The organism is Cytobacillus gottheilii (genome assembly GCF_900166665.1).
GTDB lineage: Bacteria > Bacillota > Bacilli > Bacillales > Cytobacillaceae > Cytobacillus > Cytobacillus gottheilii_A.
The window spans coordinates 3,273,443-3,288,378 of record NZ_LT800494.1; the positions used below are offsets into that span (position 1 = coordinate 3,273,443).

Annotated in this window: 9 protein-coding genes; 3 read left to right on the forward strand and 6 right to left on the reverse strand. The window is 38.3% G+C overall.

Annotated elements, in window-relative coordinates:
- Positions 1-11 precede the first annotated feature (11 nt).
- The 4 genes from B7E07_RS16070 to B7E07_RS16085 form a co-directional block, all read right to left on the reverse strand.
- Entirely contained in the window at positions 12-1,559 is a 1,548-nt protein-coding gene (locus B7E07_RS16070; protein ID WP_080847343.1) for an alpha-amylase family glycosyl hydrolase, read from the reverse strand.
- A 60-nt stretch (positions 1,560-1,619) separates the two neighbouring features.
- Positions 1,620-2,462: a sugar ABC transporter permease gene (locus B7E07_RS16075; RefSeq protein WP_080847346.1), complete on the reverse strand. Its 843-nt coding sequence runs from the start codon at positions 2,460-2,462 to the stop codon at positions 1,620-1,622.
- 2 nt (positions 2,463-2,464) lie between these two features.
- Positions 2,465-3,748, reverse strand: a complete 1,284-nt coding sequence (locus B7E07_RS16080) for a carbohydrate ABC transporter permease (protein WP_080847349.1) — start codon at positions 3,746-3,748, stop codon at positions 2,465-2,467.
- A gap of 160 nt (positions 3,749-3,908) precedes the next feature.
- Positions 3,909-5,201, reverse strand: coding sequence for an extracellular solute-binding protein (locus B7E07_RS16085; RefSeq protein ID WP_080847352.1), 1,293 nt, complete (start codon positions 5,199-5,201; stop codon positions 3,909-3,911).
- A gap of 444 nt (positions 5,202-5,645) precedes the next feature.
- Here B7E07_RS16085 and B7E07_RS16090 point away from each other — a divergent pair, with 444 nt between their 5' ends.
- Together B7E07_RS16090 and B7E07_RS16095 are read left to right on the forward strand one after the other, a co-directional pair.
- Positions 5,646-7,424, forward strand: coding sequence for an alpha-glycosidase (locus tag B7E07_RS16090; protein WP_080847355.1), 1,779 nt, complete (start codon positions 5,646-5,648; stop codon positions 7,422-7,424).
- A 40-nt stretch (positions 7,425-7,464) separates the two neighbouring features.
- On the forward strand, positions 7,465-8,817 hold the full coding sequence (locus B7E07_RS16095; protein ID WP_080847357.1) for an MATE family efflux transporter: 1,353 nt from the start codon (positions 7,465-7,467) through the stop codon (positions 8,815-8,817).
- A 61-nt stretch (positions 8,818-8,878) separates the two neighbouring features.
- Here the strand turns inward: B7E07_RS16095 and asnB are convergent, their stop codons facing one another.
- Positions 8,879-10,723, reverse strand: a complete 1,845-nt coding sequence (asnB, locus tag B7E07_RS16100) for an asparagine synthase (glutamine-hydrolyzing) (protein WP_080847359.1) — start codon at positions 10,721-10,723, stop codon at positions 8,879-8,881.
- 488 nt (positions 10,724-11,211) lie between these two features.
- Between asnB and B7E07_RS16105 the strand changes: the two genes are divergently transcribed.
- A complete protein-coding gene (locus B7E07_RS16105; protein WP_080847362.1) occupies positions 11,212-11,775 on the forward strand; it encodes a DUF2777 domain-containing protein in 564 nt (187 codons plus the stop codon).
- 209 nt (positions 11,776-11,984) lie between these two features.
- Here B7E07_RS16105 and B7E07_RS16110 read toward each other — a convergent pair whose 3' ends face one another.
- A complete protein-coding gene (locus tag B7E07_RS16110; protein WP_257391471.1) occupies positions 11,985-14,891 on the reverse strand; it encodes a bifunctional diguanylate cyclase/phosphodiesterase in 2,907 nt (968 codons plus the stop codon).
- Between the last annotated feature and the right edge of the window lie 45 nt (positions 14,892-14,936).

Sequence of the window (14,936 nt, forward strand, 5' to 3'; positions counted from 1 at the left end):
TTGATCCATCTTTAATGATCTTTTGGGTTGTTGTTCTTTGATCGTTTTTTTACGACGAATAAAAAAGCAATAAAAGCAGCAATAATACCAATCATTAAAGCTATATGGGTGAAATTAATACCTGTTTTCTCGGCAAGCACATAAACCTCAGTTTCCTCTCGGTCTGTAACAATCGTATAATTTCCATCGTCATCACTGCGGACAAGGTCGCCATTTAAAAGACCCCGAAGTTCCATACCTGGAGGAATATCCTCTCCTGTTAAGACAACAGTTTGAGTTTTAGATGTGTTATTTAATGCGACAATACTCGTTTCATCTTCATATACTCTTTTATACAGGGCCATTCCCTGTTCTTCGTTCAGCAAGTCCATTGAACCTCTAGTTAAAGATGGCAGTTTATTGCGCACCTCTCCCAGTTTAGTTATATATTCGATTAACTCTTTATCAGTACGGAAGTCCATTTGCTTGCGGTTGTCTGGATCCTCTCCGCCATCTAAAGCAATTTCACTTCCATAATACACAATAGGAATACCAGGGACGGTGTATAAATAGGATAGAGCCATTCTCCATCTCGGACCAGGATGCTGGTTTTTAAGGATAGCATCACGTGTAAAACGGACAGTATCATGGTTGTCCATAAATGTTCCTAAAAGATCTGGCTGATCATAGATTTGTTCGTTATTTTCCCAAGTTTGAAATAGCCAGTGCAGTGATTGATCAGGCTCTGCAAACGCAGTTCTTAGATGATCGTTTAAGGGGTAATCCACAAATCCATCGATCCCTGTTTCCGCATATTCTGCAATATAGGCTGGATCTTCATCCCATACTTCTCCAAGCAAATAAAAATTATCTTTGACACTTTTCACTTCTTTGGAAAATTCCGTCCAAAACGATTTCGGGACATGTTTTACGGTATCTAAGCGGTATCCATCGATATCTGTTTCGGTAATCCACCATTTTGCTGCATCAATTAAGTAATCACGTACTTCAGGATTTTCTTGATTTAAGTCTGGCAAGCCGTAAATCCAGCCATTTTCAAGTTCTTCTTGATCTGTCCAGTTTGTTATTTCCTGCTCTTCATGGAACCAGTCTGCTTTCTCTGGATCAGAAACAAATTCATGCTCTGTTCCAGTATGATTCACAACAAAGTCGAGAATCACTTTCAGATCACGCTTATGTGCCTCTTGGACAAGCTCTTTAAACTCTTCAAGCGTACCAAAATGTTCTTCCGTATTATAGAAATCATTAATCCAATATCCGTGATATCCCATATCCTGATTATCAAAAACAGGAGTCAGCCAAATAGCTGTGAATCCCATCTCCTGAATATAATCGAGTTCATCAATCACACCTTGAAAATCTCCGCCATGATAGGCTTTTGGATCTTCGACATCCACTTTAAAGTCATTCGAGTTATCTCCATTGCTAAAGCGATCAATCATTAAAAAATAAATTGTTTCATCTTGCCAGCTACGCTCTTCTTTTTCAACTGCTCCTACCGGTAGGGCGCAAAAAAGAAGAAACGGGATTAAGATGAGAGTCCATACTCTGAATTTCATCGCCGCTCCTCCTTCAGTTTCAAGCAAAGTATTGCTTGTAAATTGTTCAGCCCTTTAAGATTAGCCTTTTGTTCCCCCAGCCGTCAAACCAGATACAAAATATTTTTGGAAAAACAAGAAAAGAATTGCGATTGGGATCGCGATCAGCACAGAACCGGCTGCAAATTTTGTAAATTCATTCCCAAACTGTTTTGCTACCATCTCATATAACCCAACTGCCATCGTGAATTTTTCATCTGTTCTAAGAATAATTCTCGCCAGAATGAAATCACCAAATGGTGCAATGAACGAGAATAATGCCACAACTGCCACAATTGGTTTTGCAAGCGGCATAATGATCTGGAAAAAGACTCTAAAGTGACTTGCTCCATCCATACGTGCTGATTCATCAAGCTCTTTCGGAATCGTATCCAAATATCCTTTCATCAGCCAAGTGTTCATCGGGATTTGACCGCCAACATATACAAGAATTAAGCCAAGATGTGTATCGATTAAACCTGTTCTTGTTGCAAGAACAAAAATGGCAATCAGCGCTGCAAAGTTAGGAATCATCTGCAGAATTAAAAACGTAAGCAAACCATTTTTTCTGCCGACAAAACGGTATCTTGAAAAAGAGTAAGCTGTCAATGAAACAGTAATGACGGTTAAAATCATGGTCATAACACTAATTTTCAGAGAGTTAAGATACCATTTCACATAATTCGATTCTTCCATATCAAACAAAAATCGATAGTGATCTAGAGTTGGATTTTCCGGAAACATTTTACTTCCTGATAAACTCTGCCCCGGATTAAAAGATGAACCAATGACCCAAAGAAGCGGGTAAATAACAATTAATACAACAAACGCAATAATTAAATAGGATACAGTTAAGCGGACGATTTTATTTTTTTTCATATTCATAGCTACATCATATCCTCTTCTTTAAATGATTTTGTTCGTTTAAATTGCCATAAGGCGATACTTATAACAATTAAAGATAGAATCATCGTAATAGCTGCTGCTTTCCCATATTGAGCAGATGTCATGGTCAATTTATAGATCCATGAAATTAAAATATCCGATCCCCCGGCATTTTGCCCTGGAAGTGCAGGTCCTCCGCCATTAAAGAGGAAGATAACATTAAAGTTGTTAAAGTTAAACGTGTACTGTGTAATAATGATTGGTGCTGTTGCAAATAACACAAGCGGCAAGGTAATCTTTCTGAACTTCTGCAGCATGGATGCTCCATCTACAGTTGCTGCCTCGTAGAGCTCATCTGGTATAGACTGAAGAACACCCGTTGTCATGGCAAAAATGAATGGGAATCCAAGCCAGGACTGAATGAAAATAAGGGCAAGCCTCGTCCAGCCTTCCTCTGTCATCCAAGGGATTGCTCCAATGCCAATTGCATCAAGCAGGGTACGGTTAATCACACCAAATGATTCGTTGAACATACCTGAGAATATTAGGATCGAAATAAAGGATGGTACTGCCCATGGTAAAATTAATACCGTTCTAATAATGGCTTTCCCTTTTAAATCCTTTTGATTGACTAGGATTGCCAGGAAGATACCAAGTGCAACCTGCAATGTGGTTGCTCCAAAAGTCCATACAACCGTCCAGCCTAATACACCAATGAATGTTTCTCTCCAAAGGTCCAGCTTAAAAATATCAATAAAGTTTTGAATACCGATCCAATCAACAAGCTTAGCCGGCGGTGAATGATATAAATCATAATTTGTAAAGGAAAGTAAGATAACAAAAAGAATTGGGAAAATGACAACAAAGATTAAAAGGAAAAATCCCGGAGATATCATTAAATACGGAAAGCCGCTATCAAGTAAATTATGATACTGTTCCTTTACACTATTTAACTTTCTGCCTTCATCTCGTTTTCTTCCATTACTTAAGGCATCATAAATATTAAATGCGTAAATAATCAGACCTAAAGCTGTTACAATGAGGGCAATAATTCCATCAATCAATAAGAATATGGAATGATCGAGATTAGCAATTTCTCCTAGTGTTAGCAGCCCCCAAAACCCCCACGATAATGTATCAGTAAAGGCAATAAAGAAGGAAGCCGTTAGAATGAGAAAGATGATTCCCTTTAAGTATTGTTTATTATAAAACTGCCCTATGCCAGGTAAAATCGACAGCAGCGCAGCATTTCTGCCATGGTTAGTTTTTATAGTATGTTCGTTCATTGGTACATCCCTCCTCCTCTATGAAAGAGAAAGTTTATTATAATTCAAAAGCGGCAAAGGCTTTGCCGCATTATGGATCGTCTTCATTAATCTAAGCATAGGGCAATACTCTGTTTAAGAGTATTGCCACTATTTAATGGGTTCTTTATTCTATTATTATTTAGTTGCCTGGATGGTTTGTTTCAATATTTGTTTTAATTGTTTCAACAGCTTCATCTAAAGCCGCTTTTGGATCAGATTTTCCTGTAGCAATTGTCTGCAGTGCAGATGCCATTGGTGACCAAACTTCACTCATTTCAGGAATATTTGGCATTGGAATCGCATATTGAGATTGTTCTGCTACAGCTTTTGCAGCCTCATTTTCTGCAATAATCGGATCATCGATTAGTGATTTCACCGGTGGAATTTCTTGTGTTAATTCAAAGCGAGTTTTTGCATTTTCTTCATTTGTAATATGCTCAATGAATTTTGTTGCCCAATAAGGGTTTTTCGTAAATTGTGTTACATGCCAGCCTTTAACACCCATAAATGTTTTTACTGGCTCTCCATTTGGAAGCTTAGGCATTGGAGCAACTCCAACATCAATTCCAGCATCCTTCATACCTTGAAGTGCCCAAGGACCATTCATGACAGACGCAGCATTACCTTCGTTAAATAATCCGTCTCTAGCCGCTCCACCTGTTTCACCAATGATTCCGCTTGGGAATAATCCGTCAGCATACCATTTTTGAATGAACTCAGCGCCAGCAATTGCGCCTTCATTATTTAAACCAATGTCATTACGGTCTAATGCACCATCATTGTCTTTAAATACATAACCGCCCATACCGGCAATATAGCCATGAGCCATATAAAAATCATCTAATACTGCAATAAAACCGTATTGATCACCGCTCGTAAGCTCTTTTGCCTGCTCGTATAACTCATCCATTGTTTCTGGAGCTTGATCCATCAATGCTTTATTATAGATAAATACTGGTGTTTCAGTTGACTTTGGAAGTCCATATAATTTACCGTCAAACATTTGAGCGGAAATAGATGACTCACTGAAAGTATCTAAAACTGCATCATCTACTTGGATTTCCTGCAATAGACCTTCTGTTACCACTTGACCGATTTGATCATGAGGAAGTGTAACAACGTCTGGTGCATTCCCAGCCGGACCATCTAATCTTAATTGATCACGAATTTTATCTGCCATATTTAATTCTTGGTATTCTACTTCAATTCCATATTCCTTTTCAAATGACTCAATTGCAGGCTCTAATGCAATGCCTTTATCTACATCTTCCCAGACAACAAGCTTTTCTGGTTTTGGCTCTTCGCCTTGATTTTCTGTATTATTATTTTCGCCTTCTGTACTTTGCTCTCTTGCTTCTCGATCTGGACCACATGCTGCAAGCAAACCTAATAGTAAAACCAGCATCATAAAAATAGATAATGATTTTTTCATGGTATTGCCCCCTCCTAATAGTTATGTTTCTACTGTCCATTGTACAACCGTTTGCACAAAAATGTAAGCGTTATTATAGTATTTATAAAAAATATTGCCTACGTTTTTATCCATTCACTTTTCACTTTCGCATCTGTTTACTTCTCAGTGAAAACGATTGCACAACTTCAATCTTTATTATACAGGCTTTTTTCATTTTGACAATATTTTTTTATCTTCTTCGCAAAATATGCCGAGAAAATAAGATTTTCACTGTAAATGTTTTAACATATTACTCCTCCACTATTGCATATTATCAGTGATTACATGCCATGCTATATATTTTAAAGAAAGTGATCCTGATCTTTTGAGCTTACCTAATTGAGATCTATAAAAATTGCTGATGAATCTTTCTGAAAATATGTTATAATGCAACCGATTGCACTAAAAAGGAGTGACACTTAGATGGAAAAATCATCAATTATTCATATCCCTGCAGATCAATTTGTGTATGCTGCAGACAGTAAAACCTTACATATAAAAATTCAGACGAAAAAGGATGATGTTTTGTCCGTTCGTCTGCTTCATGGAGACCAATACATTTGGAAGGATGGAAAATGGGTTTACGAACAAACAGAGATGAAAAAAGCGGGCAGCGATCTTCACTATGATTACTGGCTTGCAGCCATTATACCTCCATATCGCCGCAGCCGGTATGGCTTTGCACTCACAAATGAAACGGAAACAGTGATCCTAACTGAAAAAGGATTTTATGAAGAACCGCCTGCTGACTCAGGGTACTATTTTAACTTTCCTTACCTCCATGAATCAGAAGTCTTTCAAGCTCCAGCTTGGGTCAAAGATACAGTGTGGTATCAAATTTTTCCTGAGCGGTTTGCAAATGGAGATTCAAGCATAAATCCTGAAGGCACATTGCCTTGGGGGAGCGCAGAACCCTCTCCTGCTAATTTCTTTGGCGGGGACTTTGAAGGTGTTATTGAACATCTTGATTACTTAGTGGAGCTTGGCATTAACGGTATTTACTTTACGCCTGTCTTTAAGGCATATTCTAATCATAAGTACGATACGATTGACTATCTTGAATTGGATCCTCAGTTTGGAACAAAGGAGACGTTAAAGAAACTTGTAGATGAATGTCATAAACGTGGTATCCGGGTTATGCTTGATGCCGTATTTAATCATAGCGGCTTCTATTTCCCTCCTTTTCAGGATGTCTTAAAGAATGGCAGCCAATCACAATATCAAGACTGGTTTCACCCGCACAGCTTTCCCCTGGATCATAAAGCTGAACGTCCTAACTATGAAACCTTTGCCTTTGTTGGTGCGATGCCAAAATTAAACACTAAAAATTTAGGAGTAAAAGAGTACTTATTAAAAGTGGCAAAATACTGGATTGAAGAATTCAACATCGATGGCTGGAGATTAGATGTGGCAAACGAAATTGATCACCAATTTTGGCGTGAATTCCGGCAAACGGTCAAAGCCGTTAAACCTGACTTATACATACTGGGTGAAGTATGGCACAATTCCATGCCATGGCTCCGTGGAGATCAGTTTGACGCCGTAATGAATTATCCTTTTACCACAAATGTTCTTAATCTTTTGGCCACAAAAACAATAACTGCTCAGCAGTTTGCTGATAATATGACGGCTGTTCTTCATAGTTATCCTTCAACTGTAAATACAGCTGCCTTTAATTTAGTCGGCAGTCATGATACTCCAAGAATTCTTACGGAGTGCGGCAACAGCAGAGATCACGTAAAATTAGTTTTCACCTTGCTATTTTCGTTTATCGGTTCTCCTTGCCTTTACTATGGAGATGAAATTGGGTTAAACGGAGAAATGGATCCTGGCTGCCGTAAATGTATGGTTTGGGATGAGGAAAAACAGGACCGAGAAATGTTTTCACATGTACAAAAGCTGATATCAATCCGCAAATCTGAAAAGCTTCTTGCGAATGAAGGCGAGATTGAGTTCATAAAAACTGACTCCCCTGGACTCGTTGTGTATAGAAAATTTACGCAATCTAAATCCGTTATTGTGCTGGTGAATGCATCAGAAGAAGAAGTGTTGTACACACTGCCTTACTCATTAAAAGGACAGCTGATCAGAAATTTATATACGAATGAAGAATTTGCCGGCGAAGCGGATACACTTCAGGTAAAACTTGAAGGCCTTGATTTTTCTATTTTGTCTATTGACCATGTAAATCCCATGCTATAGAATTGGAATTTAGTTTAAGTCAACAGTCAGGAGAAATTGAATGAGTCAAAACCAGAAAAAACTCACCTTATTTGCGTTAACATGGCCAATCTTTATTGAAGTCCTTTTGCATATGCTAATGGGGAATGCAGATACATTAATGCTGTCTCAGTATTCGGATGATTCTGTTGCCGCAGTTGGTGTGGCCAATCAAATACTATCATTGGTTATTGTCATGTTTGGATTTATTGCTACAGGGACTGCCATTTTAATTGCCCAGAACATCGGAGCTAATCGCCTGCAGACTGCTGGAGAAATATCTGTTGTCTCGCTTGCAGCCAATCTTGGTTTTGGAATCCTTTTAAGTATTTTACTTTATTTTACAGGAAAACCCTTGCTGCTTTTAATGGATTTGCCAAGCGAGCTGTTAGATGAAGCATATATCTACTTAATAATTGTGGGCGGATTTTCCTTTGTGCAAGCCGTTATTATGACAATCGGTGCGACTGTCAGAAGCTACGGTTTTACAAGGGATATTATGTACATTACGATCGGGATGAACATTCTTAATGTGGTCGGGAACTACTTTTTTATTTTCGGTCCTTTCGGTTTTCCGGTATTGGGGGTTGAAGGAGTTGCGATTTCAACAGCCATCAGCAGATTTATCGGTCTTATTGTTTCTATAATGGTTCTGATTAAAAGAACGAATGGCGCACTCCCTTTTACCAAACTATTTAAGCTCCCAAAAGAGCATATACGCAATCTGTTAAAAATCGGCATTCCTTCAGCTGGTGAGCAGCTATCCTACAATGCATCACAAATGGTGATTACGATTTTTATTGCTGCAATCGGAACAGAGGCATTAACTGCACGAGTATATACACAAAATATAATGATGTTCATTTTTCTCTTTAGCGTAGCAATTAGCCAAGGTACACAAATCTTAATTGGCCATATGATTGGTGCAGGCAAATTTGAAGAGGCTTATAAGAGGTGTATGCAAAGCTTGCGTTTAGCCATTGGAATCTCTTTAGGTACAGCTATTTTGTTCTCCATCTTTTCCGAAAATCTGCTTGGTATTTTCACTTCTAACCCAGAGATCATTGAAACTGGTGCATTTCTGATCCTGCTAACGATTATCTTAGAGCCTGGCCGCTCATTTAATCTCGTCGTTATTAACTCTTTACGTGCTGCTGGTGATGTGAAATTCCCTGTTTATATCGGAATCTTATCCATGTGGGGCGTAAGTGTGACCCTTTCCTATCTGCTCGGAATCCATTTTGGACTTGGGCTGACTGGAATATGGATTGCCTTTATCGCAGACGAATGGCTGCGTGGAATTCTCATGCTTTTCCGCTGGAAATCAGGTATCTGGAGAAACAAAGGCTTTGTTACAGCAAAACAGGGCGCATAGATTGATTTTTTATTCAAGATAGAAAGAGAGCCAGCATTCCTATGCTGGCTCTTTTTTACCATTAATCAACTATATTAATATTGTAATCTTTTACCCAGAAGTGAATTTGTGCAAGATGGGCAAGCAGCTGCGGGCCTGTCATCAGCTGACCAAACCACGGCTCTTTAAAAGCATCTCCTTTTGTTTCAATGATGCTTTTCAGCTTTTTCTCGTCAAAAAGCTCATATAGAACCGAAGAACGATCTTCTAAAATTTCACTGAGCATCTTTTGCACAGCATTAGTATAAGTTGGATTATGCGTCTTCGGGTAAGGGCTTTTCTTTCTATACAGCACTTCTTCTGGAAGGATGCCCTCAAGTGCTTTTCTCAATAACCCCTTTTCTCTGTTTCCATACATTTTCATATCCCATGGAATATTCCAGACATATTCAACTAGGCGGTGATCTGCAAACGGCACACGCACCTCAAGACTTGCTCCCATACTCATACGGTCCTTGCGGTCAAGCAGCGTTGTCATAAAGTAAATCATATTGATATAGAAAAGCTCTCTGCGCTTTGCATCAATTCCGCTTTCCCCTTCTAGTCTAGGAGTCTCGGCAACTGCTTGATTGTATTTCTCAATCGTGTAGTCTTTTAAATTTAATTTGGACTGCAAATCGGCTTTTAACAAGTTCTGCCGCTCATTAATTGATCTCATCCACGGAAAACCATCGCGGCTCAAATCATCTGGACGATGGAACCAAGGGTAGCCTCCGAAAATTTCGTCTGCACATTCACCTGACAAGCCGACAGTATACTCCTTTTTAATTTCACGGCAAAACCATAGCAGTGATGAGTCAATATCCGCCATCCCCGGCAAATCTCTTACATGTACAGCTTCAATGAGATGCTCAGCAAGCTCTTCTTGCGTAATAATCGAGCTGTGATGTACAGTATTAAAGGTTTCCGTCATTTTCTGAATAAAAGCTGCATCAGAATTCGGCTGAAAATCATTGGCTTTAAAAAATACATCATTGCCCTCATAGTCAATTGAATAAGTATGAAGTTTTTTCCCTTCTGCCTCATATGTCTTTGCAGCAATAGCCGTAATGGCGCTTGAATCTAATCCTCCAGATAAAAATGTACATAACGGTACATCTGATACCAGCTGCCTTTTGACTGCATCTGTAAATAGCTCGCGCACTTTACCAGCGGTATCTTCAAGCGAATCTGTATGCTGTTCACTTTTGACATTCCAATAGCGCTTTATATTTATGCCTTTCCTCGTAACCGTCATGGAATGTGCTGGCCGAAGTTCCTTAATTCCTTTAAACACACCAGAGCCAGGCGACCTCGATGGACCAAGACCAAATACTTCTGAAAGTCCTTCCCGGTCAATTTCTGTTTTCACTTCTGGATGAGCCAGAATGGCCTTTAGCTCCGAACCAAATAATAGCCCCGTTGACGTTTCTTTATAAAACAATGGTTTGACGCCAAGACGGTCCCTGCCGATAAAGAGCTGATTTTTATTGGCATCCCAAACGGCAAAAGCAAATATCCCATTTAGGTGATCTACACAACTTTCTCCCCATTCAATATAAGAAGTCAGCAAAACCTCTGTATCAGAATGACCTTTAAAAGAATATCCTTTTATAAGGAGTTCTTTTCGGATGTCTTCTGTATTGTATAATTCGCCATTATAGCAGATGGTATAGCTGCTATTTCTTTTTTCTATTGTCATCGGCTGTATGCCGCCTTCTGGATCTACAACCACTAGACGTTTATGGCCAAAACCAGCATGCTCAGCTGCCCATACATTTGTATCATCCGGCCCTCTTTTTGAGAGTGTCTCTGTCATTTTTCCAAGGATTTCAGTTTGATTACGTAAATTGTTGTTAAAATCAATCCAGCCTGTTATACCGCACATGCAATAATCATCCTTTCTGTCCGTTTCAATCTCGGGTGGCCGTTCTAGCAGGGCAATGAAGCTCATGGAATGTTTTTTAATCACCCATTTTTATCTTGTAGCATTGGGCACTTTCACATGGATTTATTGTATGCAGGAACAGTTCTTTGGTTAATTGTCCTATCCTGAATCATAGGCAAAAATCACAAAGTATTATTGATCTTTCACATTAACTTATTTATGCAGTATGAAAAAAATGATTATTCCATAGGAAATGTTAAACCAGCTAATTCACTAAAAGACAGAGAAATGCCTTTGGAAGAAGCGTAATACCTGCAACAAAGATAACAATACCATGCAGTCATTTTTTCTTTGTAATGAAAAAACACCTGCTGCACCACAAGTATAAAAAAGACATTACATGTCAACAAAGAATGTTGACGTATTGTTCAATGACGATCGTGTAAGCAGATCACGATTGTGAAACAGCATGATAATGGAGGTATTATATGAATAAACAGCAGCGAATAAAATTGATTGAATATCAAACCCGTGCTTTTACAGAAGGCAATGTAGAATATATAAATGATCAATGGATCTTCTTTGACCGGGAAACAGATGAGGCAGCAATGTTAGACGATTATCTCCATATGGAAGTAGAAGTAGCACGACATAAACGATGGCAAAAAGGCCAATTGATGGGTGAAGGAAAGATTACATGTTTGAATGAATTCCTTTTCTTAAAGGATCAGGATACCATCCGCATTCGAAAATCACTTGTTTTTTCATTAGAGAAACTGCTGGATGAGTTAAATGATGATGCATTTTATCAATTCGTAACCACACTTAATTCGATGCATTTCTCCATTTATGATTGCATCTACTGTTATAATCAATTAACGTTTGTTCATAATGAAGACAGAAAAACTGGTGTTAATTTCATTATATTCGACAATCAGGATCATATATGCAGTGTCCAGCACCATTTTAGCTATTACGAAGGCATGAGTGATCGTTTTGAATTCACTTTAAATACTGGGAAGAGAATGGTAATTGAAAAAATTTCTTCATAAAAAAGCCTGATGGAGACGAGGCTTCTCAGCTGAATTTCACCCGTTTTCTATAATAAGTATCCTGACTTTTAAAAAACCCGAACAATTAGAAAGAAAGTTGAAATAACTTTGCTAATTGTTCGGGTTTTCATTAGATAAATTCCTTATTTCTCAGCTGATTTTACTTTTTTATACCCACTCAGTAAGCACAAACATCTATAATTCTAATACTAATTAGAAGCCACTTTAATATCTTTTTCAAAATCTGTTGACTTTAGAGGCTTGTGATAGAAAAATCCTTGTGCATAGTGGCACTTCATTTCCTTTAGCAGTTCTATTTGCTCTTCTGTTTCAACGCCTTCCGCGACTACCTGCATGTCCAAGCCTTGTCCCATTGTAATAATCGCTTTGACGATGGCAATATCTGACGTATCCAGCTTTAAATTATTTATAAAGGAACGGTCAATTTTTAACGTGTTAATTGGAAGATTCCTTAAATATGATAAAGAAGAATAACCTGTTCCAAAATCATCAATTGAAACCTTTACTCCAAGCTCCTGCAAAGATTTCATAACTTGGATGCTATAGTCTACATCATTAAGCATCGTGCTTTCGGTCAACTCCAGGGTTAAGTATTTTGCTTCCAAATCCGCATTTATTAACGCCTGTTTTACTTGTTCAACAAAATTAGGCTGCTGAAATTGGTTTGCTGATACATTCACAGAAATGGAAAGCATTCCTAATCCTTGCCTCTGCCATTTTTTATTTTGTATACAAGCTGTTTTTAAAACCCATGCCCCAATCTCTTCAATGATGCCTGTTTCTTCCGCAAGTGGAATAAAATCTGCTGGTGAGACGACACCTAAAATAGGATGATTCCATCTGATTAGTGCTTCACTTCCATAAACATTCCCAGATTCAAGATTAATAAGAGGCTGATAGCATAAATGAAATTCATTCTTCTGCAAAGCTTTTCGCAAATAACTTTCAAGCTCAAGCCTTGCCATAGCGTGACGATCCATCTCCATTGAAAAGAAGGTAATGCGGTTGCCGCCATGCTTTTTGGAACGGTTCATCGCAATGTCAGCATTTTTTATTAATGAATTCTGATCTTCCCCATCATTTGGATATAAGCTAACCCCAATACTAGCTGTCAGGAAAAATTCTTTCCCTTCATAATAAGCTGGTTTGGCAATTTCCTGAAGGATGTTTTTAGCTTTTTTCATCACATCCTCCATATCTTTTGTGCGTGAAAAGACAAGTGAAAATTTATCTCCTCCAAAGCTGCTTAAATACGTGCCGGCGGTTAGCACTTTTTCAATTCTTTCTGATAGCTCTTTTAGAATCAGGTCACCTGCATCGTGTCCAAAGCCGTCATTTATGAATTTAAAGCGGTCGATATCAACAGACAGTACAGCAAACATCCGGTTTTGCTTTTCTGCCTTCCGTGTGAACTCTTCCAGCTGTTCAATAAACCTTACGCGGTTTGGCAATCCTGTGAGAGTATCGAAATAAGATAGCTCGGTCACTTTTTCTTCAATCTTTTTCAATTCCGTAATATTTTTTCCTATTCCATATACACCAACGGTTTCTCCATTGACGATAACTGGGATATTCTTGATTTGATATATATTGGTCTCTCCATACTTAGACCTTAATTCAATTGTATATTGCTGATCCTGACCCTTCAGAGCAAGCGCATAATGCAAGCGTATTCTTTGTTCATCAGCAGGATTTATATAGTTTAAAGCAGAGGTCCCTACTACCTCATCTTTACTATAGTTAAAAATCTTTTCAAAGGTCGTATTTACACTCGTAAAAACACCGTTTAAATCTGTTGAGTATACAATATCGGTGTTATGATCGAACAATGAGCGAAAATGCTGTTCTGAAAGGGATAAACTGTTATTGAGCTTTTCAATATCTTTTAATGAAGCACGCATTAAACGAGTTAAAGAATCGATTGTTTTAATATAGTGAGGAATTTCATAGGTAAAAGAACTATTTCCTTTATTTTTAACAGGTCCTTCTGTAAGAGCTAAGCAGGAGAATGAATGACCAAGCATTTTGGGCTGACGGCCATGTGTATATCCAACTTCACCATGCAGAAAAACACCATTTGATGGTGCGATGCTTTGCAGCATGGCCAGCTCTTTCTCTGTAAAGTCCTGAGAGTAATTCATTTTTGCAATACAATTGTACACAAAGATGCTTTGGGGGCTCTGTTGACTTAATTTGTCCATCCAGTCCGATGTATGTTGAATCATATTTTGAATATTCGTATAAGCAAAACTAAGCTGATCGCCTTCGTTAACAGGTCGGCTTACTTTAATGCTGCCATCCTGCTGAATCGAAGTAATAAAGACAGGTAATTTTTCTCCCTTATATTCATGTAAAAAGGGGAATTCCATGCTCGCCTGACTTATATGAGAAGCATTATTTTCACCAAGGTATTGCTTCATCAGCAGCAAAGGATCTTTTCCATCGATCTCAAAAATTGAAGTTCCGTGCGCTTTTGTTACAGTAAAGGGACGGCCGATTTCCTCGAGTTGATAATTCACATATGACTCGGCATTTAACTGATCGCCCTGTAAGGCAACAGCTGTAATACCATTTGATATGATCGTATCCTGATTAAATACCAGTGAATCTTCTGCTGTCTTCATGCATCCAGCATATCCGCCTGCTGCAATAACTTGAGGATGGTTTTCATGCAACAGTTCAAGAACCGTCTGCGCATTCATTTCATAGCCTGCAAAAAACAGAATTAGAGCTTTTGTTTCCGCTTCTGTAAACGCACTTAACTGGCGGCCGATGTCTATACTATTATTAAATTGATCGGTTTCTATATATAACGATTTTATTGTAGATGTTTTAAAAACGGTGAACGTTAGAATGATGTTATTCTCCGAAAGCTTTCCTTCAAATATTTCACCAGATGCTGTGCAGCCTGTCACAATGCCCAGCGGGATATATATTTGTAAAGCAGTCAGCAGCCGCTTCAGTTTTTCCTTATCAGTCGTGCCTGAAAAGACTTGAACAAGTACATTTGAATATGTAGTTAATTCATGATCTTCTATAAAACTATACAGCTGGTCATCGTTTGTATAAATGCAAGAATATGTTTTAGCCATCATAACCCACCACTAATAAAGTATTATTCTATTTGATCATCCTAGGGA